This is a genomic window from Fibrobacter sp. UWR4, from assembly GCF_003149045.1.
GTDB lineage: Bacteria > Fibrobacterota > Fibrobacteria > Fibrobacterales > Fibrobacteraceae > Fibrobacter.
Genome location: NZ_QGDU01000002.1, coordinates 108,381 through 130,417, shown reverse-complemented (window position 1 = coordinate 130,417; position 22,037 = coordinate 108,381). Strand labels below are relative to the sequence as shown.

Sequence of the window (22,037 nt, the reverse complement as noted above, 5' to 3'; positions counted from 1 at the left end):
TAAGCTTTTTCCTGTATTTCTTGTGCTGGCAATGTCTGTGGCATGCTTCTGCCTTCTTGTCCGCAAGAACGTAAAGCTGGGAATGGTTGAACTTGGTGCTGTAAAGAGTACCCGCCAAATCAAGCGTCGATGGATTTTTCTTGTAGACGTTGTCCTGGTGGGTATTGCAATTTTTGATTTGTGGTGGATTGGTTTCCCGGCAGCATCCTTATTGGGATTTATTTTCTTTCAGGTGTGGTGTGCCAATGGAAAATTGTCCGAGGTTGTGTGTACTGTCTTTTCCGCTTGTGTAGCTGGAGTCCTTGTAGGCTTTTGTGCCATGACCCAAGTTAGGACTTTGCCTGCGGAACAACTGGAAAATGTGGCAAGACAGGAGTTTTCTTCCAAAGCTGACAAGGGGACATGTTCGTCAGACGTTGATGTTCAATTTGTTCGGCAAATCGCTGAGTCCATAGGCGAACAGTCTTTCTCATTGACGAAGGAAAAGTATGATCGATTCCAGCAATTATTAAAGAATTGTCCTTCTGATTTTGAAGGTCTCGCCGCCGGTATAGAAAATCAACGAAAAAGCCTAGAAGTCTTTTGGGGTGAATTGCTGGAATCCATGAGGCTGGGGAAGGTTGTTCTGTCGGATGAAACGCGAAAAGGCTTGAAGAGTAGTTTTGATGAACGCAAAGAAATAATCCAGGAATTCCTTGAATTGGGCTATCTGGATTTTAACGATCATTTTTACTTGTTGAACGATACAAATGATGTCCTTAAACTTCTGGACTCTTATAGAGAAAAATGGAAATATGCGGAGGCTGCATTTGATTCTCTATTGAATCCGAATCTGGTGGGCTTAAAGACTGATTCTGCGTTAGTTGCGGAACAAAAGGCCCTTGCTGATGCAGGCCTGGAATCCGTAAAAAGGAACCGTGGAAAGCGCTGTTCTCAGAAAGATTCCGTTTTATTTGCCGAGATGGTCGATGGCCTTTTTGAAAATGACTTCGGAATTGACAAGAAACGCCATCGCTGGTTTCAGGGAATGTATAAAAATTGTCCAGAAATAATGGGTGTGTCGGGTGATTTGCGGGAAAGTATATCTGTTCGCTTGAGTAGACGTTTGAAGTTCTACAATGACATGGTCGTTTCCATGGCAGGGAATTCTCTGTACGTTTCTGATGAGAGGAAGGCTGGTTTTTCTCCGGAAAACCTATCCAGGGATAATGAACTGATTCAACGGTATCTCAATAGGGATACGATTCACCCCAAGAATCCGAAAAGTGAGCCTTTCGTTCCGGATGTTGCCTATGTGGTGAAACTGAGGAAAGCTCAAATCAAAATCTCTCGGCGATATCTTATGAGGCTGGACTCCCTACTTGATGAAAATCTGTATAAGTAGAGATTGCGGAAACTTTCCGTTCCCCTCGGATTAGTGGCTTTCTAGATTATTGACATCGGTGCTGAACATGGTCCAGAGTCTTTTTGCAAAGGGCTCGGACCATTCCTTTTCTGGAGATACCCTGCTGGTAGTGGCCGCAGTGAAACTGGAGTACGTCAGGAATACCAATTCTCCATAGCGGGCATCCCATAGGGTCCATAGAATCTTGTACGTGAAACCGCCGGATTTGCCCAGGTCCGTATCCATCGTGACGTCCAGTCGAATGGGGATAGACATGTATCGCAGTTCGTAACGGCTGGCGATGTCGTTCAGCAGGTTCTTCAGTTCATTGGGCACATCGCGGTTGAGGGGCTGCTCGATTCCTTCTCGTTCTACCCACGGGGTGAAATCTTCCAGCTTCTTGCCGTCTGCAAAAGTCGATTTCAGGATTTTCACTGCCAGCGTGTCAAAGTAGCTGGAATCAGCGTCGGGAAGTCGCATGCCGGGGAGCATCAGCTCTCGCTGCATCTTGGGAAACGCCTTCACGAAGAGGGAATCCTCCACTCGGGCCAAGTCAAAGTCTAACGCATCCGCGCTATAGCTATGGCAGAACTTGCAAGTCTCGGGTCGGGCAGCAGTGACTTTCAACGCCGGGAAAACGCCTACGACGGCTGTAGAATCCATGCGGCTGTAGGCGGCCTGGTTCCATTCCCTGTAGTAAATTTCGTCAGTGATTTTCAGTTCGATGTCGCCACGTTTTCCGCATTCCTCGCAGGGCGTATCCATCATGCTGGAATCACCGCCCGCGTTGCCGGCGGAACCGCCCCTCATGTCGTTCACTCCAGCGCAAGACGTGAAAATCAATGCCGTGAAAAGCGTGGAAACTAACGCGATGAAAGTCTTTTTCTTCATGTTTACCGTCTTATAAGGTTGGTGAAGTCAATGAGAACTTGCCTCACCATTACTCCAGCATAATGGTGAAGGGACCGTCGTTCGTGAGGCTTACCTGCATGTCTGCGCCGAATCGTCCCGTTTCTACGACTTTCACTTCCTTCCTGCATTCCGCAATGATGTACTCGTAAAGATCGTTGGCCAAAGTAGGATTGCCTGCTCCATTGAACGTAGGGCGGTTTCCCTTGTTGCAGTTGGCGTAGAGGGTAAACTGGGATACCAGCAGGAGTTCGCCGTTCACGTCCTTGATAGAAAGATTGGTCTTCCCGTTTTCGTCGGCGAAAATACGGAGGTTCAGCATCTTGCGGATGAGGCGGTCCGCCTCTTCCCTGGTGTCTTCTTCTCCGACTCCGATGAGGATCATGTAGCCCTTGTTGATCTTGCCGACGGTTTCCCCGTCAATGTCCACCTGGGCGTTTGTTACACGCTGGATTAAAAACTTCATGGCCTAAATATAGACAAAAGCCCGGCGTTAAGACCGGGCTTTCGATGCTGAATCCAGTTCGGCATGGGTGAAGGATTAGTCTTCCTTCTTCTTGCTGAACTTGTTCACCACGTCAGGAATAATATCCATGACCTTGGATGCCAGAGAACTATCCTTGGTAATAGGCATAATACGGACGTCTTCGCCATTGATGACCAGGAAGGCTACCGGTTCTACGGAAGCGCCGCCACCGGAGGCGGAAGTGTCGCCCTTGTTCTGGTGACCGCCAAAGCCGAAACCAACGGAGACGCGGCTTACGGGAATGATGGTTGCTTCACCAGCCTGGATGGGGTTACCGATAACCGTTTCTGCCTTGGTGATGAAACGGAGCTTTTCCAAAAGAGTTTCTGCGAGTTTTTCAATAGCCATGATTTTAATATAGTTAAAAACGTGCTTCGTAGATGCGGTCGCTTGCGGTGAAGAACTTCCTTTCCAAGTCAAACCAGTCTAAATATCCCCAGATGACCACAATGCGGCCCCCGGCCAGCCTAGAGGCGATACCCTGAATCCCTTCTCCGGGGGAAAAGTAAATGCAGTCTTTCTGAGGGTAGATTCCCTGGGGCTTGACGGTTTTCAATCCGGCTGCCCACTGGTCGAAATGATCCTGCTCCACGACGTTCCAGCTGCGGGCCACGTTCCACTGAAGTCCATCGGCCTGGTAACCCTGGACCAGAACGGGGAAGGTGGAGGGAATTCCCATAAAGAACTTGGTCTGGATGGACACTTTACCTGTAACCCGCTTGTCGAAGGGGAGGCTCAGGAATTCCTGGGGGAATCCGCCTCGGTATTCCGGGAAGGAACGGACGTAGGCTTCCAGGTCGCTACGTTCGTAACGGCGGAAACTATCGTGGTTGAAAATGAAAATCTTGGAATCGGCGCGGATGGTCTGTTCGATGTAGTCTCCGCGAAGGATGGGGGCGCTTCCCTGGAATCGACCGCTGTTCAGGTAATAATCCAGGGCGTAAACATCCCCTTCGAATTCAAGAATCTGCACGCTTAAGGTGTCGCCTACCAACACGGGGTACTTGTAGTTGATTTCCTTCTTTACGTGGGCGATCTTGTTCTCGGAAGAGTCCACCAGGGCGATAACCGGACGGATGCCTTTGTAGGAAACACCTTCGTAATCGATGGGGACAATCTGCTCCTCCTTACAACCGCTGAACAGCAGTGCAAAAATGGCGAGGATCGGAAGCAGTTTTTTCATACGCAGAGAATTTAGCTTTTTTCAGGACGGTCCGTTTTATTTCTGGATGGCGTACTTGCAATATTCGTAGAAGGGACACGCCTTGCAGGTTTTGAAGTGGTCCCTACAGATAAATTCCTTGGTACCGCTTTCCAAAAAGAATTGAAGACCGTGGGCGGCTACGTTCGGTGTTTTGGAAGACAGTTCGCGAAAAACGTCCTGGGCCATCCTGTACTTTTCGTCGGGGGTCAGCTCGGAAAATTTCTCGTACTTGCCGGGCCCGAGAATGGAAAGGTAACGTCTAACCCCCATGGACAGCGGGATAGGCGGCATCTTGGGCGAACTCTCTAGGGTCAGTCCAAGTCCCAGAGGGAAGGGAGATACCAGTCGGTAGATGGTTGCTGCTGCCTTGGGTCGGGGCTTGCCTTTTCCCATAAAGTAGACTTCGCCTAAGTCTCGCCAGATTTCTTCCGCATTTCGGCTGGAGGCCCACTGGGTAAGGTCGCTACCCTCTTTCTGGTGGTGTCGTACGAAACTTCCCACACTCCAGAAAATGCCAGGCAGGTGTTCCATCAATGTCCAAGACTTGCCCTGTAAAACCTGGTGGGCGACTGCCATCAGCTGATCTTCTTTCGGGACCGGTAAGGTCCAGAGCTTTTCTTCGGGGAAGGCGTTATAGAGGGCGCCTAGCAACTTCATCATATCCGTATAGGAAATTCCCTGAAAGAGGGTACTGCCCAAGATTGTCCAGGCGATTCTGGCCTGGACCGTCTTCGCCTTTCCGGATATGAAGATGATGGGGTCCGTCACATCTGCAAAGGACTGGACGAAGTCCTGGGTGGCCTTGAAAAGGGCGGCCTCGCTTTGGGCGAATCTCTTTGCAGAAATCATGGGACGGATTTATAAAATACAGGACGAAAGGAACTGCTGTAAAGGCTAGAGGGCTTCGCCCACCTTGACGGCCTGGCCCACGCGGTTCTTGAACAGTTCCGGGTTGCGTTCACGGATTTTCTTGTCCACCACGAGAATGACGGTGCTGCCCATTTCGAAACGGCCCAGTTCGCCACCCTTCTCGATTTCAATCTTTTTCTTGGGAGTCCAGTCGTGACGCTTCTTGTTGCGGGGGAGCTTGCCGGCGTTCACCAGCAGGTTCTTGGAGTAGGAAACACCGATACGTCCCACGTTGGTGGCGCCCACCTTGACGACTAGCATCTCGGAACCGTCCTCCAGACGGAGGTGGCTGGTGAGACGTTCGTTAATGCTGAAGAGGCCTTCTACCCGTTCCACGCTGCCTACGTTGACGGGCCACAGGGTTCCCGGGCAGTAGCTTGCGCCGATGACTTCTGCCTTGGCAGGGCAGTGAATGCGGTGGTAGTTAAAGGGTGCCAGGTAGATGGTGGCAAAGGCTCCGCCTTCAAACTTCTTTGCCAATTCCCCGTCGCGAAGGAGGGACTTCAGGGTGTAGGTCTTACCCTTGGCCTGGATCAACTGGGGGTTGTCATCGAAGACCGCGGTCTGGGAGAGTACGCCATCTACAGGGCTTACAATTTCGGTTTCTGCAATGGGACGTGCGCCTGGCTTCAGATGGCGGATGAAAAGTTCACCGATATTTGCGTAATGTTCCAGAGGATATTCCGCTTCTTCCATGTTCAGCTTGTAATAGCTGCAAAACAGGTCTCGAGCCTTCGCGCTAAGGAAAGGAATGCGCAAACGGGTAAGGGCGCCAAAGGCTCGGCTGGCTGCGTTCTTGGGCAGCAACTTCATAAAAACATAAAAAGCGGTATTCATAGGAGTAAATGTAGTAAACGGTAGGCAGTAGGAAGTAGACGGTAGGCAGTAGGAAGTAGACAGTTGGAAGTTGGCTGGATGAAGGACGAAGCGGGATGTAGAAAGGATAAAGAAAAAAAGGTTAAAGGACGAATCCTTTAACCTTTTGAACTTTTGGGCTCGAGTCAGAAACCTGGAGCCTCGCGCCTAATTAGCTTTAGCCCAAGATCTTCTTTTCGTAGTCGCCCATGCAGTCAACGAGAGCCTGGACACCTTCGATGGGCATTGCGTTGTAGATGGAAGCGCGGAAGCCGCCAACAGAACGGTGACCCTTGATCTGGACGAGACCCTTGGACTTTGCGAATTCGATGAAGTCCTTAGCCATGTCTGCATCCTTTTCTTCGGAAACAACTTCGCGGTTGAATACGAAGGGAACGTTCATGAGAGAACGGTCTTCCTTAGCAGCGGTACCGACGAACACCTTGGAGTTGTCGATGGCGCTGTAAAGGAGAGCAGCCTTTTCGCGGTTGATCTTTTCGATAGCGTCAACACCGCCGATCTGCTTCAGCCAGTTGAGGGTGCGGTTCATGGTGTAGACTGCGAATACCGGAGGAGTGTTGAACATGGAGTTCACGCCGGTCTTTTCGTCGAGATGAGTCTTGAAGTTCAGCATGGTGGGGATCTGACGATCGACCTTGCCGAGCAAGTCCTTACGGATGATGGAAACGGTAACGCCTGCGCAGGAGATGTTCTTCTGAGCGCCGCCGTAGATCACGCCGAAGTCTTCCACGTTCACCTTGCGGGCGAGGAAGTCGGAGCTCATGTCAGCCATGAGGAAGCCGGACTTGGGCTTCGGGAAGTTGTGCCATTCGGTACCGTAAATGGTGTTGTTGGCGGTAACGTGGAGGTAGGTTGCGTTGTCAGAGAGCTGCAGGTTCTTGTCGATGTGGTTGTACACATCAGCCTTGGTGGAGCAAGCAACGTTAACGTTACCGAACTGCTTAGCTTCCTTGAGAGCCTTGTTTGCCCAGACACCAGTGTCGGTGTAGTCGGCAACGCCGTCGGCCGGGAGGAAGTTCATAGGCATCATGCAGAACAGGAGGGAGCAGCCGCCGCCGAGGAAAATGATATCGTAGTTGGCGGGGATACCCATGAGGTCGCGGAGAAGCTGTTCAGTTTCGAGGAACATGTTCTCGATGGGCTTTGAACGGTGACTCATGGAGAGAATACTGATGCCGGAGTTTGCATAGTCGATGCATGCTTCAGAAGCTTCCTTGAGTGCTTGTTCGGGCAGGACAGAGGGGCCTGCGCTAAAGTTATAGACCTTATTAGCCATGATAATGTTCCTTATATATAGTTTTGCAAAACCATCTGGTTTTGACGGGGTAAATTTAGCAAAAGCTACGTTTTTGGAAAGTTATTTTTGTGTGTTTTAATCAAAAAGCCGTGCAATTCACACAAAAATTATAGGATTTCCGGATAAAAAAACGAGAGCGATTGCCTCGACTCTCGTTTATAGGATAAAATCCGTATTTTAGCTGAATTAAGTGTTCAGAGCTTCGATTGCAGCCTGATACTTCTTCAGGCGGAACTTGGTCTTAAGCTCACGACGTTCATTACGACGGATATATTTGTCTTCCAGAAGGGTGGTAAGGATGGCTGCCTTGGCCTTTGCCATGATGGGGTCGTCCTTCAGGCTTTCGGCGAACTTTACGAATTCCTTTTCGCGGGCTTCGTAGGTGGCTTCTTCAGCGGGGACGCCCTGGGCCATCAGCTTGCAGCTGTATTCGTCGATCCAGCTCTGGTTCTTGCGATAAGTCATTTTTTCGATCTTTGCCACTATGTCGGCGGGAACACCCATCTGGACAAGGTCTGCTGCGGTCTTCTTGGCAGAAGCGGTTGTGGTATCCTGAAGCAGTGCAAGGATTTGCACTTCCTCGGTTTCGCCCTTTGCCTTAAGGTTGTCTACAACATTCTGAAGAAAATCAATGTAGGGGCCGCCAGCCTTGTCCACCTGGTCCTTGTGAATTTCGGCTGCAATCTTGTAAGCGTCGGTATAAGAGATCATATTCATCCTTTTTCGCCCGTTAGGGGCGGTTTCATTGACAATATATATAATTTGAATTTGGAAAAAACAAACTTTTATTTTGCCTATAAAGTAAAATAAATCCCCCCAAATTGGAATAATGGGGGGATTTTCATGAAAATCAGGCTGTAATCGAACTTTTATGCGATAAAGTTCCTGCCGAGAATGGCGGAAACGTTGCGTAAGATGCCTTCGGCCACGTCCGGCTTGTTCATGGAGTAGACGTGAACGTTGGTGATGCCGTTGGCGTACAGGTCGATAATTTGGTCACTGGCGTAAATGATGCCGGCCTGCTTCATGGCTTCAGGATCGCTTCCGAACTTGTCCACCAGGGACTTGAAACGCTGGGGCATGAAGGAGCCGGAAAGCTTGATGGCTCGTTCCACCTGGTTGGCATTGGTAATGGGCATAATGCCGGGGAGAACCGGGCAGGTGACGCCTGCTTCACGTAACTTGTATAGAAAGTTGAAGAACAGGTTGTTGTCGAATACCATCTGGGTGGTGAGGAAGTCGGCTCCGGCGTCCACCTTTTCCTTAAGATGTTGGATATCTTCACGCTGGTTTGCGCTTTCGGGATGCTTTTCCGGATAGCAGGCTGCTCCGATGCAGAAGTCTCCGTCGCTTTCCTTCAGTTCGCGGACCAGCTCAATGGCGTGTTGATAATCGCAGTCGGTTCGACCGTTGGCGATCAATTCCGGAGTGAGGTCGCCGCGGAGGGCCATCACGTTGGTGATGCCTGCTGCCTTCATATCGTCAATGCGCTGCTTTACGGTTTCCTTGCTGCTGGAGACACAAGTCAGATGGGCCAGCATAGGAACATTGAATTTCTGCTTGATGTTCTTGGCGATTTCAAGTGTGTACTGGCTGACGCCGCCGCCGGCACCATAGGTGACGCTCATAAAAGCGGGGCCGAGGGCTGCGATGGATTCGGTGGCGTTCTTAACGCTTTCGAAGCTGGTTTCCTTCTTGGGAGGGAACACTTCGAAGGAGAGGCTCATTTTATCTTGCTTGAGAATATCAACGATTTTCATGGCGCGTAATATAGGAAAATGTGACGGGTTCTGTGTAGTACGAAAATCCGTATGGCTAGTGATAGTTTTTAGCTATAATAGACTTGATAAAGCGAGTTGAAGTTTGTTTAAAGTTTTACTATATTGTAGCCCAACTTCTACTGGAAGTATAGGCTCGAGTAGCTCAGTTGGATAGAGCATCTGCCTTCTAAGCAGAGGGTCGTGGGTTCGAATCCCGCCTCGAGTACGAAAAGGCCGCCCTAAGGGGTGGCCTTTTTCGTACTCTCAGGTGTTGAAAGAACCCACAGGTTCGACAGTTACGTAAGGCGAGTGCAGCGCGAACACTTGTGTTCGCATTGCCGAGCCGTAGAAACTGCTGCCAGCCTTATAGGCTGGCAGAATCCCGTTAGGTTCCCCGAAGGGATGCGGAAAATCAAGCTTGCCCAAAAAGAAAAAGGAGCGCGAAAGCGCTCCCTCGAAAATAATCCGGGCTTATTTAGCCTACTTCTTCAGCATGGTAGAAATCTTCCTGCGCATGTCCTTGATGTTTGCGTCATTGACTGTTTCATAGCGGTAGAAGGTGCCATCCTTGTTGACCAGATAGACAACGGGAATATAGCCGGTGCCGTATACGGGAGCGAACTTATAGTCTGCGTCCTGGAAAACGGGAATGACCACCTTGTACTGGTCGATGAACAGCCTAATGTCGTTCTTCTTGATGCCTCCGCCGAGACCGATGGCGATGCCGGTCAGGCCGTCCTTTTCATATTCCTTCATCAGGTCCTGGATTTCCGGCATATGGCGCTGGCAGTGGGGACACTTTGGGCTGAAATAGTAGATCAGCAGGGGACGGTTGGAAAAGTGGCTGAACAGGATGCCTGGATCGCTAATGCCGGTAAGAGGCTTGGAAAAGTCCATCTTCATAGGCTGATTCGTTGTGGAATCCTGCATCAACTTTACGTCAACTGCAGGCTGTTCGACTGCGAGCTGTGCGTTGGACACGCCTGCGGCGATTGCAACAAATGCGGCAAAACTGATCAACTTTGTAAAAATACGCATGATGTCGAATAATCCTTAAAGGGACAAAATCTTGATTTTTTTTTTCATAAAATATGAAAAAATGGGCAAAATGTTACAATGAACGTGCAAGTTTTGTAAAAAAATATTGGGAAAGTGCCCCGATTGTTCAACAAATCACATTTCCCTACGGATGCTAGAGGGTGTAAGCGGTCGTGATGGAGTAGTGGATGTCTCCCTTACGAGCTCCGTTTAGGGGTACGCTTACGTCCGCCTTGTTGATAATACGGCTAATGGACTTTGTCTGGACAAAGCGTGCGCCGATGCCAAGAACGTAAATCAAATCCTTGCGATTGATATCGTCAAAGTCCCAGGCGGTTTCACCGACGCTTCCGTATAGCGTGAATACGGGTACAAGTGTGGCCACTTCGAAATTGGGGAACCAACGTTGCTCAATGGATCCGTACACACGAGCCTGTCCTGTATAGTAACAGACGGGGAAACCAGTGAATCCATCGGCTCCGCCTAAAGAAAGCTGAATGCCATAGGGAGTGTCTTCATAGAAGTCGATGACTCCCTTGATTGCTGTTGACAAAGCGTTGGTGGGATGAAAGATGTATTCTCCGTTCAGTTTTCCGTAAAAGTCGTGTTGCTTGCCGTGGTCCAGATAGAAACGTGCATTGGACTGCAGGGTCAGGTGATGCATACCTGTTCCCAGGTACATGTCTCCCCAGAAATCCATGCGGATGTCGTTGTTGTTGGATGCTAGCTGTTCGTAGTTCTTGGATAATTGGAACTTTAAACTGTAGCCTTTCTGGATATCTTCTGTCCACTTGACGTTATGGAAATTCTTGATTTTTTCGTAACGGAAGTTGTTGATCATTAGGTAGAAACCCGGTCGTGAATCCTTGACGTCGGGAAGCCATTCGTTCCAGGCTGTTGCTGAGTCCAGCGCGTAAGTCTGATTTCCGTCCCTAAAGATGTAACGGAACATCTTGCCGTCTACGGCAGTGGTGCGCCTGTAGTCATAGGTGGCGCCTAGATAGAGCTTGCGATGGGCTCCTCCAAAGGAACGTGCTAGATGGATGCTTAGGGAGTCGTCCCTAAAGTCTTCGACCTTCATCAGTTCGACGGTTTCTTTTCCGTTGTAACGCTTGTATTTCTTGAGGTATTTCGAAAGGGAATCGGCGGGAGCCTTGATTTGGTAGGGGACCGCGCCCATGGGCATGTCGCCACTTCCGTAAACGTGTGCAAAACTCAAGCTCTTGAGACCAGCAACAGTATATGCCCATTGATTCTTGCTTCGGCTCAGGAACGGCATGTTCATCATGCCGCTGATGAGGTATCCGTCCGTGTTGTAGCTATAAAGCATGTCCAGCTGGTTGTAGCGGAATAGGAAATGGGGTGCTCCGTATTCCAACTGGTACATGTCTCGCAACTCGTCATGGCCGTAGTAGAAACCGATCTTGTTGCCTAAACCAAGAAAGTTGCTTTCCTGAACGCCAATGCCGTAGGTCCATTCGTTTCCGGGATGATTTAGCCCGATGAGAGGGGTAAGGGTCCAGTTGTCGCTGGTTTTGACCTTGGCAATGTTCCTGCCGTTTTCGTTTACGACTGTAATGCTTGCGTCTGAGAGGAACTTTTGGGCTCGCAGGAATCGTTCCGCTTCAATAATCTTGAGGCTGTCGATGGTGTCGCCCGGATCAAAGAGCAGCAACTTGCGGATGGTGGATTCCTGGGATTCGATATGGAGGACATTCAGGATGTCGTAAACCCATTTATCATACTTGGTATGGTATTTGGAATCGTCGAAGGCGTCTCCGATTTCAAACTGGATGTCGTCAATTTTGGCTGTGCCAATACTTTCGGTTGTGTTGGACGTTGAATCGTCCTGTGCGAAGGCGATTGCTACAGAAGCCAAGAGTATTCCAAGTGATAAATGACGCATAAAGAATCCTAACTAGGGCTCCAATATAGAAAAATGGCTTTTAAGAGAATTGCAATGAACGCCTGTTGTTTCTATATTTGAAGTGGGCAGCGGATGGCCGCCGGCGAGAAGAAATTCAGACTGGAGGAAAGTCCGGGCACCGTAGGGCAGGATGCTGGATAACGTCCAGGCGCGGTAACGCGACAGAAAGTGCAGCAGAAATTATACCGCCCGCGCAAGCGGGTAAGGGTGAAATGGCGAGGTAAGAGCTCACCGCATTCCTGGTGACAGGGGTGGCAATGTAAACCTCATCCGGTGCAAGACCAAGCAGGAATCCGTCCGAAAGGACCAGGTGCGGCTCGTGCCTGTTGGATATCCGGGTAGGTCGCTTGAGGCGGCTGGTAACAGTTCGTCCAGAGAGATGGTCATCGCCTCGCAAGAGGTACAAAACCCGGCTTATAACTGCCCCTTGAATTTAAAAAGCCTCCGACTTCCGGGTCGGAGGTTTTTTTATGGACGTCTGATCGTGACGGCTTAGAAGTCCAGGTCTACACCGATGCCGAAACCACGGCTGGTGCGTTCGTAGGTGTTAAGACCGTAGGATTCCTTATCCGTATCGTCGTTGTAGATGGTGTGGTAGTAACCGACATCGATTCTGATATGGTCGTTGACGCGGTATGCGAAACCGAGACCGAAAGTAGTCGTGTTCAGCAACTGGCTCAAGTCGCTGACGTAATCGTCGGTACGGTCGCAACGGAATATGTTGAGGCCACCGCTAATGGTCCAGCGCTTGAAGAAGTCGATTTCGACACCATACATGAATTCATGGCTGTTTCCAAGGAAATCCTCGGAATTTCCGGTAAGGTCGGCGTCTTCATCGAACCACAGGTTGTAACCGAAGGAAATTCGGGCGTTATCCAAAATGGAGTAAGTCAAACCGAGGGCCAGGACCGCGGGAACATCTGCATGATCCTTCTTGCCGTCATCAAAGTCGGACATGCCCACTTCGTTTTTCTTGGTGTCGTTTTCCATTTCGATATCGGTCTTCATTTCGTACTTGACGCCAATGGTCAGGCGCTTGTACTTGAAGGCTGCACCAAAGATCGGGGCGAAACCGAAACCTTCCTGTTCCACATCCAGTTCCTTGTCGCCGACGGCGTAGGCGTAGCCTGCCATGGCTTCGGCCTTTGCAGCGAGTTCTTCTGCGACTGCTGCGTAGCCTGCTGCGGTGGCCTTGTCACCAGCCTTTTCGTACTGTTCGGCTGCAGAATTGGCTTGTTCGGCTTTTTCGCCTAAAGCTTCGGAAAGCTTGTTGAAGGTTGCTGCGGCTTCGACCATCTTGCCGTCAAGTCCCAGTTCGTCGACCTTTGGATTGAACTTTACGTTGGAGAGGCTTGCCTGGTAATTGTTGTAGGAGTAGGTAAGGCGGCCACCGGCGTAGATGCTGAACATGTTTGCAAACTGGTAGGCTGCGCCCAAGGTCACACCCACCTGGTAGGATTCTGCTTCCAGCTTGATATCAGCTTCGTAAGAAGTGGTGGGAAGTCCTGCCTGGGTAAGCATCATGGGGAGAGCGGCCAGCTGGGTATCGAAGGAGGGAATGCCGTCCTTGAAATTCAACGATCCTCCGCCACCGATAATACCGACGGTTGCAGAAAGGGCAAGGTTGCCGTAGTGCCATGTGGCGTGAACGCCTGGCATGAAGGGCGCAAAGGTGTTGCCCTTGTATTTCTTTTCGCCATCATTGAAAAGGGGCGATTCGGTGGTGATGGTGCGGCCCTGCCAGAAGGTCTGGTTGGAAAGGGAAAGATGGAAACCGTCTTTCATGAAGGCGGTTCCTGCGGGGTTATAGTAGGGGGCGTCGTTTTCCAGAGTTGCGTTTCTTGCAACGCTGCGGAGGAAGGCGGCGGAGTGGTTGTTATTGGTTGTTGCACCGCCTGCAAAAAGGCTGGATGCGGTAAGACCGACTAAGGCGGCCGTTTTTACCCAATTTGTAACCATACATACTCCTTTGTAAGCAATTTTTAACAAAATTAATTCTTTTCTTAGATAAAAAACTTTCATAAAACTTACATTTTTATTACAAATCGGAAGAAGCCTTTTTATCTCGAATATGAATTTTGTATGGGGATTGCGTTGTCGGTATTTGCTAAATTCCATCCTATGATCGCTAAAAAAGAATGGAAAAACATCATCCTGCGCATTGAAATCATCATTGGCATTATCGCCATGATTTTTGGAGTGGCCCTGACCATTATGGTATGGAGTGAAGGCTATTATATTGGCGCAATGATGTTGATCATTACAGGACTGATTAGCGTCTTTCTGGGAATTAAGGAACTGGTCGCCCCTATGGACAATATGCTCCAGTGGCTACCCCTGTTCTACATTATTGTCCGCCGTACGTTCTTCTTTTTGAATGTCGTGCTATGTGCCCTTGTAATTGGCACTATGACCCAGTTGATCTAAAAAACACGGGAGTTTTTTAGTGAATTCCGTCTTCGTTGGCGGAAGGCTTCTCTTGGTACCAGAGCTGAATCTTTTCCCGGGCGTCATCGTTAAAGCTTTCCCCATCTTTCAAGATGTGATCCGCCATTTCCAATGTCTGGGAAATGAGTTCCTGGTCGTGAATCCAGTCAAACCAGCGGAACACCCAGCTGCCACTTTGTTCGTTACCTTCCAGATTGCCTGCACCACGGGTGGCGAGGTCCAACTCTGCGATTTCAAATCCATCATCTGTATGACTGAATTGGGTCAGGCGTTCCACGGAGTTTTCAGCCGCATCTCCTTCGGGCATCATGAGGAAGCACCAAGCCTGGACATCGCCGCGACCAACACGACCTCGAAGCTGATGGAGCTGCGCAAGCCCGAAACGGTCCGGTGAATCGATGGCCATTACGTTTGCCTGAGGTACGTTCACGCCAACTTCAATGACGGTCGTGGCTACAAGAATGTGAACTTGTCCTGCAGCGAAGCGCTTTAAGGTTTCGTCACGAACAGCTTCGTCCATTTGCCCATGGATGCCTTCCACTACCAAAGTCTTGTCGAATGCACGAAGTTCATGGACGACGTCGTCCACGCTACGGGCGGGCACTCCCTCTGTATCCTTTTCGGAATTATTCACCTTGCTCACGATCCAGTAACACAGGTTCCCGTTCTTCGCTTCGTTGGCGATAAATTTCTTCATGTCGTTACGTTTGTCTGCAGGAACAAGGCGCGTCTTGATCGGTTTTCGTCCTGCAGGTTTTTCCTTGATAGAGATGACCTTCAGGTCCCCATACATGGTCTTTGCCAGGCTTCTTGGAATGGGTGTTGCACTCATGACCAGCATGTCGGGGTATTCGCCCTTGGCAAGTAACGCTTCTCGCTGGCCGACGCCAAAGCGATGCTGTTCATCGATAATCACGAAACCGAGTTTTGCAAATTCAACGTCCCTGGAAAATAAGGCGTGGGTACCAATGACCGCCTGGCAGAGCCCCATCTGGAGTTCTCCTAGAATAGCCCTACGTTCTGTTGCGGGTGTGGCGCCTACTAACAGTTCTACGCGCATGCCTGCGGCTTCAAAGACTGACTTCATTTGTTTGTAGTGCTGTCTGGCCAGAATGTCTGTCGGAACCATAAGAGCGCTTTGCTCTCCGGAGCCACAGACGGCTAGCATGGAGAGCATGGCTACGACGGTTTTTCCGCAGCCAACGTCCCCCTGTAGCAGGGCGTGGAATTGTCTCTTGCCGTTTAGTCCTGCAACGATCTGATCTAGTGCTCGTTCCTGACCATCGGTAAGGCTGAAGGGAAGCTCGGACTTCGCCTTCATTACAAGACCTAAATCCACCTGGCGTTCATGTCCGCGGAGCATCTGGCTTTCACGACGTTTCACCATGCGGAGGCAGAAGGGAAGTAACTCCAGAATTTTTAGTTGCTGTTTTGCGTTGCGTATCTGATTGAAGTCCACCGGCAGGTGCAGCGATTTCAAGTTCGTAAGGACAGAATTGAAATGAAGGTAATCCGTCAATGCCTTGGGGCAAAGTCCTGGTAATGTAAGGGATGGAAAGTTGAATACCAGCTTGTACCAGTTTCGCAGAGCCTTCTGGGAAATACGGCTTTTGACCATGGCTTCTGTCATGGGGTAGACCGGTAGGATTTGTCCAGAGAACTGTTCGTCCTCGTCAAATCGCTGCATGTCCGGATGGGTCATCTGGAAACCGCGGTATTCCCCGACAATGCCGGATACTAGCCAGTGTGTGCCTGGTTGGATCCGTCGACTGTGGTAGCTGTATCCCTGAAAAAATGTAAGGGAAATTTCGCCTGTCCCGTCCGCAAGTGTGGCAACGAACCTGCTGGAGCGGCCACGGATAATTCCCGCACGGATAATCTTTCCGATCAGTACGACGCGCTCTCCCGCATGAAGATTTCCAATCTTGGAAACCTTGGTCTGGTCCAGGTAGGTGCGGGGAATGTTGTAGAGAAAATCCGACAGGGATACAATGCCTGCGGCTCTAAGGGCGTCCAGACTTTTCGGACCCATTTTGGGTAGGTTGGAAAGATCCATCTAGAACCGATTTCCTTGCTATTCGGGAAGGCTCTCGCCCTTTTCGGCGCGCTTTCGGGCTTTTTCGCGTGCGGTTTCTCCGATTAGGTTAATCCCCTTCCAGGTAAGGAGGGTGACTGGATTGCCGTTTTCATCACGAACTGAAATATTCTTGGAGTCGATGGCCGCAATAAGGTCTCTTGCCTTGGCAACCATGTCGGTAATTCGTTCCATGGTTTCCGTGGACTTGAAAAATTTGTTGAAGGTGGAATCGTTCTCGATGTCAATCATTAACTGGTTGGTCTTTTGTGCGCCTTCGGAAATGGTCTTGATGGCGTCTTCTGCAACCTGCAGTTTTGCGTTGACGGCCTGAGTTGCGACTTGCACTGCTGTATCTGCCTGGTTGGCGACTTCAATCAATTCACTGCTTGCTGTATTGACTTGCTTGAACAGATGATTGATGGTGGGCTGCATGGAAGTGATCAACTTGTCTGCGCTTTCCAGGGTTCCGTCAACGGTGCCCATGATGTTTTCGAAGACTTGCTGTGCTGAAGGATGTGTGGAGTCTCCGTCGACTACCAGGTGGACCATTTCGCGGACTGCGGTCAGCTGCTGGTTCACATCCTCGATGTAGCGGAGGACTTCGGCAATGCCCGGCTCAAAAGTTCCCGTATAGATATAATCGTCGGGATAACGATTGCCTTCCTTGGACGGGAAAATTTCCACGCGGCGCTGGCCCATAATGGCGTAGTTTACGTTGACGATGCGGGTACCTTCGCGAAGAATGACGGGTTCGTCAAAATTGATCTGGATTCGGGCCCGGTCTCCAAGCCATTCAACCTTGCCTACGGTTCCTACTGTAAATCCGCGGACAACCACCAAGTCTTCGGGCTGGAGCGATCCCAGTTCGTCAAAATCCACCAGGATTGTGGAGGTGGATTTCTGGTGCGCCTCAAGCATTTCCAACGCTACAAAGGCAAAGATGAATATCAATGCAATGAGCGAAAGATAGCCTAATGTCCTATCGGATAATTTCATACCGAGCAATATAGAAAAGGTTTGTAAAAAAATCGTCAGGATGTATAGTCGAGTGTTCTAAACAGAGCCTAATATGTGCTCTATTTCCTGAGAGTCCGTAAAACCTTGTTCAATTGCCTTGCTGGCGCAGTCCTTTAGGCATCCGTCTATAAGGGTTCCGTCCCCGCGGATGATTTCCGTCAGGGCCAATCGTCCCGAATATACGCCGGGTATTGCAGATGATTTTCGTACCAGACGTTGCGACATGACGCCTAGTAGAGCGTCCTTGATGCAAGATGAATCTACTCCAAGATCCTGAAGCCGGGTGAATGCTGCTTCTGCGCTGTTTGTGTGGAGTGTGGAAAGTACCAAGTGACCTGTCTGGGCTGCCCGCATGGCAATCTGGGCGGTTTCCTGGTCCCTAATTTCGCCAACGAGGATGACGTCTGGATCCTGTCTTAGAATGGAACGCAGGGCGGTAGGGAAGGTAAAACCACATTTCTCATTTACCTGCACCTGGTTAGCGCCTTCTAGCACATACTCCACTGGATCTTCGATGGTAGTAACATTGATTTGCTGGTGGATTATTTCTCGCAGTCCGGTATGTAGGGTGGTTGTCTTCCCGCTGCCCGTGGGACCTGTAATGAGAAATAGACCTTGAGGACTATGGAATACCTTCCGGAGAAAATCTACTTGGGGCTTGCTCTTGATAAGATCTTCTAGCAGAAGTTCCTTGGTGGCGTCTTGCCGAGGTAACAACCTTAGAACGCATTTTTCGCCATCCTGTATGGGCAGGGTGCTTAACCTGATGTTGACGGGACCGTAGGTACTTGCGAAGGTGAAGCTTCCGTCGTGAGGAATACGCCTGTCGGTAATGTCTACCTCGGCAAGAATTTTCAGACGAATCAAGATGGGCTCTGCTAGCCATGAAGGCAACGTCTTGAAATCCTTTAACATTCCATCCTGTCTCAGACGGATTCTGAGTGCGTTTTCCTGTGGCTCAATGTGGATGTCGGATGCACCTGCGTCCAGTGCGTTCTCCAGCAGGTTATCTACCAGGTTGATAATGGGAGCCGATTCCCAGGAGGAATCTTTTTTTCCTGGTTCCAATTGTCTGATGATTTCTTGGTCATTTTCCTTGTTTCGGGCTCGATTCAAACGGCTAATCTCTGCTTTACTTGCTTTAACGGGAATCACCCTCTGATTGTATTCGTGTCGGATTTTTTCCAGAAGAAATTCGTCAAATTCGTTTTCCAGAAAAACCTTGCAGAATCCATTTTCCTGCTGTATAAAAATGTTGTTGCATAATTTGTCCATAGTGCGCAAAGCTAGTAAGGAAGATTTTCCTTGCGTGACAAAAGTTGTTTGCAAAATGCAACAGACTGCGCCTCGGTTATAACATGCAAAGACTTTTGCATGCTGCAGCGCTCGGCTTCGGGCTGTTTGCAAAATGCAACAGCCTACGCCTCGGAAACAAAAAAGCCCGCAGGATTTCTCCTGCGGGCTTATCTCTCTCTAATGTACTAAAGCTTTAGGTTACTTGCTGCGCTTTACCTTGTTTGCCACTTTCTTGACACCCTTCTTAGCCTTGCTAAAGAGAGCATTGGGAAGCCAGAAGAAGGTGGGGATCAAGTACATGGTAAGGATTGCGGACACAATCAAACCACCCACAGAAGCGATACCCATGGGCTGGGTCATGGCAGCCACGTCACCACCCATTGCAAATGCCAGCGGGAGCTGTGCCACAACGGAAGCAAGTGTTGCAAGCACGATTGCCTGGAACTTGGACTTGGCTGCCGTCATCACGGCGGAGCGTCTACCCATGGCTCCTGTACGCAGCAGTCGGTTTGCTTCGTCAAGCAAAAGAATTGCGTTGTTCACCACCACACCGATAAGCATCACGATTGCCATAAGGGCGATCATGGACAGTGCCTTGCCGGTGAAGATAAGGCCCAGGAACACGCCGATTGCACCCATAGGAATGGTGGTCATGATGATGAAGGGCTGAGCGAAGCTTTCCAGCAAGGCAACCAGCAAGATGTAGGTCATGAGGATTGCCATGATGATTGCTGCAATGAATTCTTCCACCATGTCGTTCTGCATGTCTGCGTTACCGCCGAAGCCCGTGGTAACACCTTCAGGAAGCTGATCCTTCATTTCTGCAGCGAGAGCGCCAACCTTGCCCATGATTTCACCAGTAGTATGACCCGGGAGCAAGTTCATGGAAACGTCAATTCGAGTACGCTTACGCTTACGTTCGATCTTGGTAGGACCTGCACCATCTTCGATGAAGAAGAGTTCCTTTGCGGAAACGTAACCCTTAGGAGTGAGCATGGGGAGGTCTTCGATGTCGGCGTGGGATGCTCGGTCCTTTTCCTGCATACGGAAGTAGACGTCGTATTCTTCACCGTTTTCGGTATAGGTGCCTGCTTCGTAACCGCTTACTGCGATGTAGTTGTAGGTTGCCATCTGCTGGACGGTTGTACCGTAGTCTGCCATGGCCTGGCGGTTCGGAATCATACGGATTTCCGGCTTACCGGCTTCGTAGCTGGACTTGATTTCCACAACGCCTTCAATCTTGTCGGCAACGGCTGCCTTGAGAAGGTCTGCTGCCTTAATGACGGAGTCCTTATGGAGACCGCTGACTTCCAGCACTACGTCACCTGCGGAGTTGTTGCTCATTTCGGAAGCGGAGGTACTCTTGATGGAAATGTAGGCGTCAGGAATGTCTGCCAGGTAGGGACGGATGGAGTCCACGATTTCATCGGTACTACGAGTACGGCCTTCCCAGCGCTTTTTCAACTTGTAGCGCATCTTGGTCTGGTTCACGGAGGTAAAGCCGTTTTCACCACCCACCGTCACACTGTACTGCTTGATTTCGGGAATGTCCTTCAGACGGGCTTCAATGATTCTGGTTACGCTGTCGGTAGTTTCGATGTTTGTACCCACAGGCATTTCCAGAGTTACGGCCATCATGCCCTGGTCCTGACGGGGAGAAAGTTCCACGGTCATGTGATTCTTTGCCATGTAGCCTACGAACATCACCATGGCCACAAGGGCGCCCACCTGGAAGATCACACCGAAAATGGAAAGGGCAAAGCTAAGTGTCTTGAGGTAGATAAAGCGAACGGCGTTCATGATGGCGGGGAAGATTCCCATGATTGCGCCAAAGAAGCGAGCGATGAAGCCTGGCTTTTCTTCGATGATGTTGCCGTTTTCGTCACGCTTCTTGCCCTTGAACAGATAGGCTGCCATGAGCGGGGTAAGGGTGAAGGTGATGATGAGGGACACGACCGTTGCGAAAACCATGGTCATACCGTAGGTCTTGAAGAAAATACCCACGATGGACTTCATGAAGGCGATTGGCACGAACACGCAGACGTTGGTAAGGGTGGATGCCATAATGGCCACCATGATTTCGGAAGTTCCCTTGTAGGCGGCTTCCTTAGGATCAAGACCTTCAGCCAATTTCGCATTGATGTTTTCAAGCACCACGATGGAGTTGGTCACCAACAGACCCACAGCAGAAGAAAGTGCCATCAAGCTCATCATGTTGATACCGAAACCGGCGAAGTACATGAGGGTGAAAGAACCCACCACGGAAATAGGCATGGTAAGAGCCGCAATCAACATGGTTGAAAGTTTACCCAGGAACAGGAGCAACAGCACGGAGGTCAAGAGAATTGCAACGATGATGTTTTGAATCACGTTGTCGATGGATTCGCTAACAGCTTCAGACTTGTCATACACCAGGTGAAGTTCAAAGCCCTTAGGAAGGGTCTTGTTGATTTCATTCATGCGCTTGATCACGCCCTGAGCCACTTCCACTACGTTTGCGTCGGAACGCTTCTTAATGTCGAGAGAAACTGAGTTTTCGCCGTTGAAACGAGATGCGGATGTGATGGTCTTGACGGTATCCTTGACCTTGGCCACTTCGCCAAGCTTAATAATGCCGCTTGCGGTGGGGAGGTCAAGATTGCGGATTTCGTCTAGGCTCTGGAACTTACCGGAAGTACGGACGGATGTATTCTTGCGCTTGCCAATCACTTCACCCACGGGGTTGTTCAAGTTGGATGCGCCGTACATGCCCATCATGGTGGCAATGTCTACGCCACGGTTCTTGAGCATATCCTTGTCCAGTTCCACAGAAATCTGGCGGGTAGTACCACCGAAGATATCTACGCTTGCGACGCCGGGAACAGAAGTGAAGAGAGGTTCGATGTCGTCTTCCACTTTCTGGCGGAGTTCGGTAGAGTTTGCAGGACCGGTGAAGGAAATGGACATGATTGCGGAGGCGTTAATGTCCACCTTGGAAATAATCGGAGCCTGGGCTGCGTCGGGGAAGTCTGCTGCAGCCGTTTCCACCTTGGCGCGAACGTCGTTTGCAGCCACGTCAACGTTGATGCCCATGTTGAACATGGCAACAATAATACCGTAGTTTTCCATACAGATGGACTGCACGTAGTCGATACCGTCCACCAGTTCCACCTGTTCTTCGGCGGGCTTCACGATTGTAGATTCGATTTCTTCGGGGCTTGCACCGGGGTAAACAACCACGGCGGTCACAACGGGAATATCGAATTTCGGCATCAGGTCCACCACCATCATACGGTAGGTGTAGATACCGAACACCACGATGGTCAAGATGACCATGAGCATGGTGATTGGTTTGTAAATACTTGCCTTAATCATTCAGAAATTCTCCCG

Annotated in this window: 18 protein-coding genes, 1 tRNA gene and 1 other RNA gene; 4 read left to right on the top strand and 16 right to left on the bottom strand. The window is 50.1% G+C overall.

From position 1 onward, the window contains the following. The first annotated feature begins 82 nt into the window (after window positions 1–82). Entirely contained in the window at window positions 83–1,384 is a 1,302-nt protein-coding gene (locus BGX12_RS01645; protein ID WP_146196216.1) for a hypothetical protein, read from the top strand. 30 nt (window positions 1,385–1,414) lie between these two features. Here the strand turns inward: BGX12_RS01645 and BGX12_RS01640 are convergent, their stop codons facing one another. The 9 genes from BGX12_RS01640 to metF all read right to left on the bottom strand — a co-directional run bounded on the left by BGX12_RS01640 (window position 1,415) and on the right by metF (window position 8,865). Continuing rightward, the gene (locus BGX12_RS01640; protein ID WP_109734352.1) at window positions 1,415–2,275 is read right to left on the bottom strand and encodes a hypothetical protein; all 861 of its coding nucleotides are present in this window, start codon (window positions 2,273–2,275) and stop codon (window positions 1,415–1,417) included. A 49-nt stretch (window positions 2,276–2,324) separates the two neighbouring features. After that, window positions 2,325–2,759, bottom strand: a complete 435-nt coding sequence (dtd, locus tag BGX12_RS01635) for a D-aminoacyl-tRNA deacylase (RefSeq protein WP_109734351.1) — start codon at window positions 2,757–2,759, stop codon at window positions 2,325–2,327. A gap of 75 nt (window positions 2,760–2,834) precedes the next feature. Further along, window positions 2,835–3,167: a GerW family sporulation protein gene (locus BGX12_RS01630; RefSeq protein WP_109734350.1), complete on the bottom strand. Its 333-nt coding sequence runs from the start codon at window positions 3,165–3,167 to the stop codon at window positions 2,835–2,837. Between the two features lie 13 nt (window positions 3,168–3,180). After that, window positions 3,181–4,002 (bottom strand): hypothetical protein, encoded by an 822-nt coding sequence (locus tag BGX12_RS01625; RefSeq protein ID WP_109734349.1) that lies wholly within the window; start codon window positions 4,000–4,002, stop codon window positions 3,181–3,183. A 36-nt stretch (window positions 4,003–4,038) separates the two neighbouring features. After that, window positions 4,039–4,872: a hypothetical protein gene (locus tag BGX12_RS01620; protein ID WP_109734348.1), complete on the bottom strand. Its 834-nt coding sequence runs from the start codon at window positions 4,870–4,872 to the stop codon at window positions 4,039–4,041. Window positions 4,873–4,917: 45 nt separating this feature from the next. Continuing rightward, entirely contained in the window at window positions 4,918–5,769 is an 852-nt protein-coding gene (gene asd / locus BGX12_RS01615) for an archaetidylserine decarboxylase (RefSeq protein ID WP_109734347.1), read from the bottom strand. A gap of 196 nt (window positions 5,770–5,965) precedes the next feature. Next, a complete protein-coding gene (gene serC / locus BGX12_RS01610) occupies window positions 5,966–7,084 on the bottom strand; it encodes a 3-phosphoserine/phosphohydroxythreonine transaminase (protein ID WP_073156892.1) in 1,119 nt (372 codons plus the stop codon). 207 nt (window positions 7,085–7,291) lie between these two features. Beyond that, entirely contained in the window at window positions 7,292–7,822 is a 531-nt protein-coding gene (locus tag BGX12_RS01605) for a hypothetical protein (RefSeq protein ID WP_233246209.1), read from the bottom strand. A gap of 152 nt (window positions 7,823–7,974) precedes the next feature. Beyond that, complete coding sequence (metF, locus tag BGX12_RS01600) at window positions 7,975–8,865, bottom strand: methylenetetrahydrofolate reductase [NAD(P)H] (protein WP_109734346.1); 891 nt, start codon at window positions 8,863–8,865, stop codon at window positions 7,975–7,977. 152 nt (window positions 8,866–9,017) lie between these two features. On the opposite strand from metF, the gene BGX12_RS01595 reads away from it, so the two are divergent. Beyond that, window positions 9,018–9,091: transfer RNA gene (locus tag BGX12_RS01595), tRNA-Arg, on the top strand. 254 nt (window positions 9,092–9,345) lie between these two features. Here BGX12_RS01595 and BGX12_RS01590 read toward each other — a convergent pair. Together BGX12_RS01590 and BGX12_RS01585 are read right to left on the bottom strand one after the other, a co-directional pair. Beyond that, complete coding sequence (locus BGX12_RS01590) at window positions 9,346–9,903, bottom strand: TlpA disulfide reductase family protein (RefSeq protein ID WP_109734345.1); 558 nt, start codon at window positions 9,901–9,903, stop codon at window positions 9,346–9,348. A gap of 154 nt (window positions 9,904–10,057) precedes the next feature. Then, window positions 10,058–11,809 (bottom strand): hypothetical protein, encoded by a 1,752-nt coding sequence (locus tag BGX12_RS01585; RefSeq protein WP_109734344.1) that lies wholly within the window; start codon window positions 11,807–11,809, stop codon window positions 10,058–10,060. Window positions 11,810–11,890: 81 nt separating this feature from the next. On the opposite strand from BGX12_RS01585, the gene rnpB reads away from it, so the two are divergent. After that, window positions 11,891–12,263, top strand: an RNA gene (gene rnpB / locus BGX12_RS01580) — RNase P RNA component class A. 59 nt (window positions 12,264–12,322) lie between these two features. Here rnpB and BGX12_RS01575 read toward each other — a convergent pair. After that, on the bottom strand, window positions 12,323–13,789 hold the full coding sequence (locus BGX12_RS01575) for an OmpP1/FadL family transporter (RefSeq protein WP_109734343.1): 1,467 nt from the start codon (window positions 13,787–13,789) through the stop codon (window positions 12,323–12,325). Window positions 13,790–13,951: 162 nt separating this feature from the next. On the opposite strand from BGX12_RS01575, the gene BGX12_RS01570 reads away from it, so the two are divergent. Then, window positions 13,952–14,257: a hypothetical protein gene (locus BGX12_RS01570; RefSeq protein WP_109734342.1), complete on the top strand. Its 306-nt coding sequence runs from the start codon at window positions 13,952–13,954 to the stop codon at window positions 14,255–14,257. Between the two features lie 16 nt (window positions 14,258–14,273). Here BGX12_RS01570 and BGX12_RS01565 read toward each other — a convergent pair whose 3' ends face one another. From BGX12_RS01565 to BGX12_RS01550, 4 genes are all read right to left on the bottom strand, one after another. After that, window positions 14,274–16,310 (bottom strand): ATP-dependent DNA helicase RecG, encoded by a 2,037-nt coding sequence (locus BGX12_RS01565; RefSeq protein WP_233246208.1) that lies wholly within the window; start codon window positions 16,308–16,310, stop codon window positions 14,274–14,276. 42 nt (window positions 16,311–16,352) lie between these two features. Continuing rightward, a complete protein-coding gene (locus BGX12_RS01560) occupies window positions 16,353–17,351 on the bottom strand; it encodes an MlaD family protein (RefSeq protein WP_109734340.1) in 999 nt (332 codons plus the stop codon). Between the two features lie 57 nt (window positions 17,352–17,408). Further along, window positions 17,409–18,647, bottom strand: a complete 1,239-nt coding sequence (locus BGX12_RS01555) for an ATPase, T2SS/T4P/T4SS family (RefSeq protein WP_109734339.1) — start codon at window positions 18,645–18,647, stop codon at window positions 17,409–17,411. A gap of 219 nt (window positions 18,648–18,866) precedes the next feature. After that, the gene (locus tag BGX12_RS01550) at window positions 18,867–22,022 is read right to left on the bottom strand and encodes an efflux RND transporter permease subunit (protein ID WP_109734338.1); all 3,156 of its coding nucleotides are present in this window, start codon (window positions 22,020–22,022) and stop codon (window positions 18,867–18,869) included. Window positions 22,023–22,037 lie beyond the last annotated feature (15 nt).

What these genes read in the sequence shown, in the direction of transcription:
- metF (WP_109734346.1), bottom strand. Translation starts at nt 8,865, where the DNA reads ATGAAAATCGTTGATATTCTCAAGCAAGATAAAATGAGCCTCTCCTTC.
- BGX12_RS01585 (WP_109734344.1), bottom strand. Translation starts at nt 11,809, where the DNA reads ATGCGTCATTTATCACTTGGAATACTCTTGGCTTCTGTAGCAATCGCC.
- BGX12_RS01555 (WP_109734339.1), bottom strand. Translation starts at nt 18,647, where the DNA reads ATGGACAAATTATGCAACAACATTTTTATACAGCAGGAAAATGGATTC.
- BGX12_RS01570 (WP_109734342.1), top strand. Translation starts at nt 13,952, where the DNA reads ATGATCGCTAAAAAAGAATGGAAAAACATCATCCTGCGCATTGAAATC.
- BGX12_RS01630 (WP_109734350.1), bottom strand. Translation starts at nt 3,167, where the DNA reads ATGGCTATTGAAAAACTCGCAGAAACTCTTTTGGAAAAGCTCCGTTTC.
- BGX12_RS01560 (WP_109734340.1), bottom strand. Translation starts at nt 17,351, where the DNA reads ATGAAATTATCCGATAGGACATTAGGCTATCTTTCGCTCATTGCATTG.
- BGX12_RS01575 (WP_109734343.1), bottom strand. Translation starts at nt 13,789, where the DNA reads ATGGTTACAAATTGGGTAAAAACGGCCGCCTTAGTCGGTCTTACCGCA.
- BGX12_RS01645 (WP_146196216.1), top strand. Translation starts at nt 83, where the DNA reads ATGGTTGAACTTGGTGCTGTAAAGAGTACCCGCCAAATCAAGCGTCGA.
- BGX12_RS01590 (WP_109734345.1), bottom strand. Translation starts at nt 9,903, where the DNA reads ATGCGTATTTTTACAAAGTTGATCAGTTTTGCCGCATTTGTTGCAATC.
- BGX12_RS01605 (WP_233246209.1), bottom strand. Translation starts at nt 7,822, where the DNA reads ATGAATATGATCTCTTATACCGACGCTTACAAGATTGCAGCCGAAATT.
- BGX12_RS01625 (WP_109734349.1), bottom strand. Translation starts at nt 4,002, where the DNA reads ATGAAAAAACTGCTTCCGATCCTCGCCATTTTTGCACTGCTGTTCAGC.
- BGX12_RS01640 (WP_109734352.1), bottom strand. Translation starts at nt 2,275, where the DNA reads ATGAAGAAAAAGACTTTCATCGCGTTAGTTTCCACGCTTTTCACGGCA.
- asd (WP_109734347.1), bottom strand. Translation starts at nt 5,769, where the DNA reads ATGAATACCGCTTTTTATGTTTTTATGAAGTTGCTGCCCAAGAACGCA.
- BGX12_RS01550 (WP_109734338.1), bottom strand. Translation starts at nt 22,022, where the DNA reads ATGATTAAGGCAAGTATTTACAAACCAATCACCATGCTCATGGTCATC.
- BGX12_RS01620 (WP_109734348.1), bottom strand. Translation starts at nt 4,872, where the DNA reads ATGATTTCTGCAAAGAGATTCGCCCAAAGCGAGGCCGCCCTTTTCAAG.
- serC (WP_073156892.1), bottom strand. Translation starts at nt 7,084, where the DNA reads ATGGCTAATAAGGTCTATAACTTTAGCGCAGGCCCCTCTGTCCTGCCC.
- BGX12_RS01565 (WP_233246208.1), bottom strand. Translation starts at nt 16,310, where the DNA reads ATGGGTCCGAAAAGTCTGGACGCCCTTAGAGCCGCAGGCATTGTATCC.
- dtd (WP_109734351.1), bottom strand. Translation starts at nt 2,759, where the DNA reads ATGAAGTTTTTAATCCAGCGTGTAACAAACGCCCAGGTGGACATTGAC.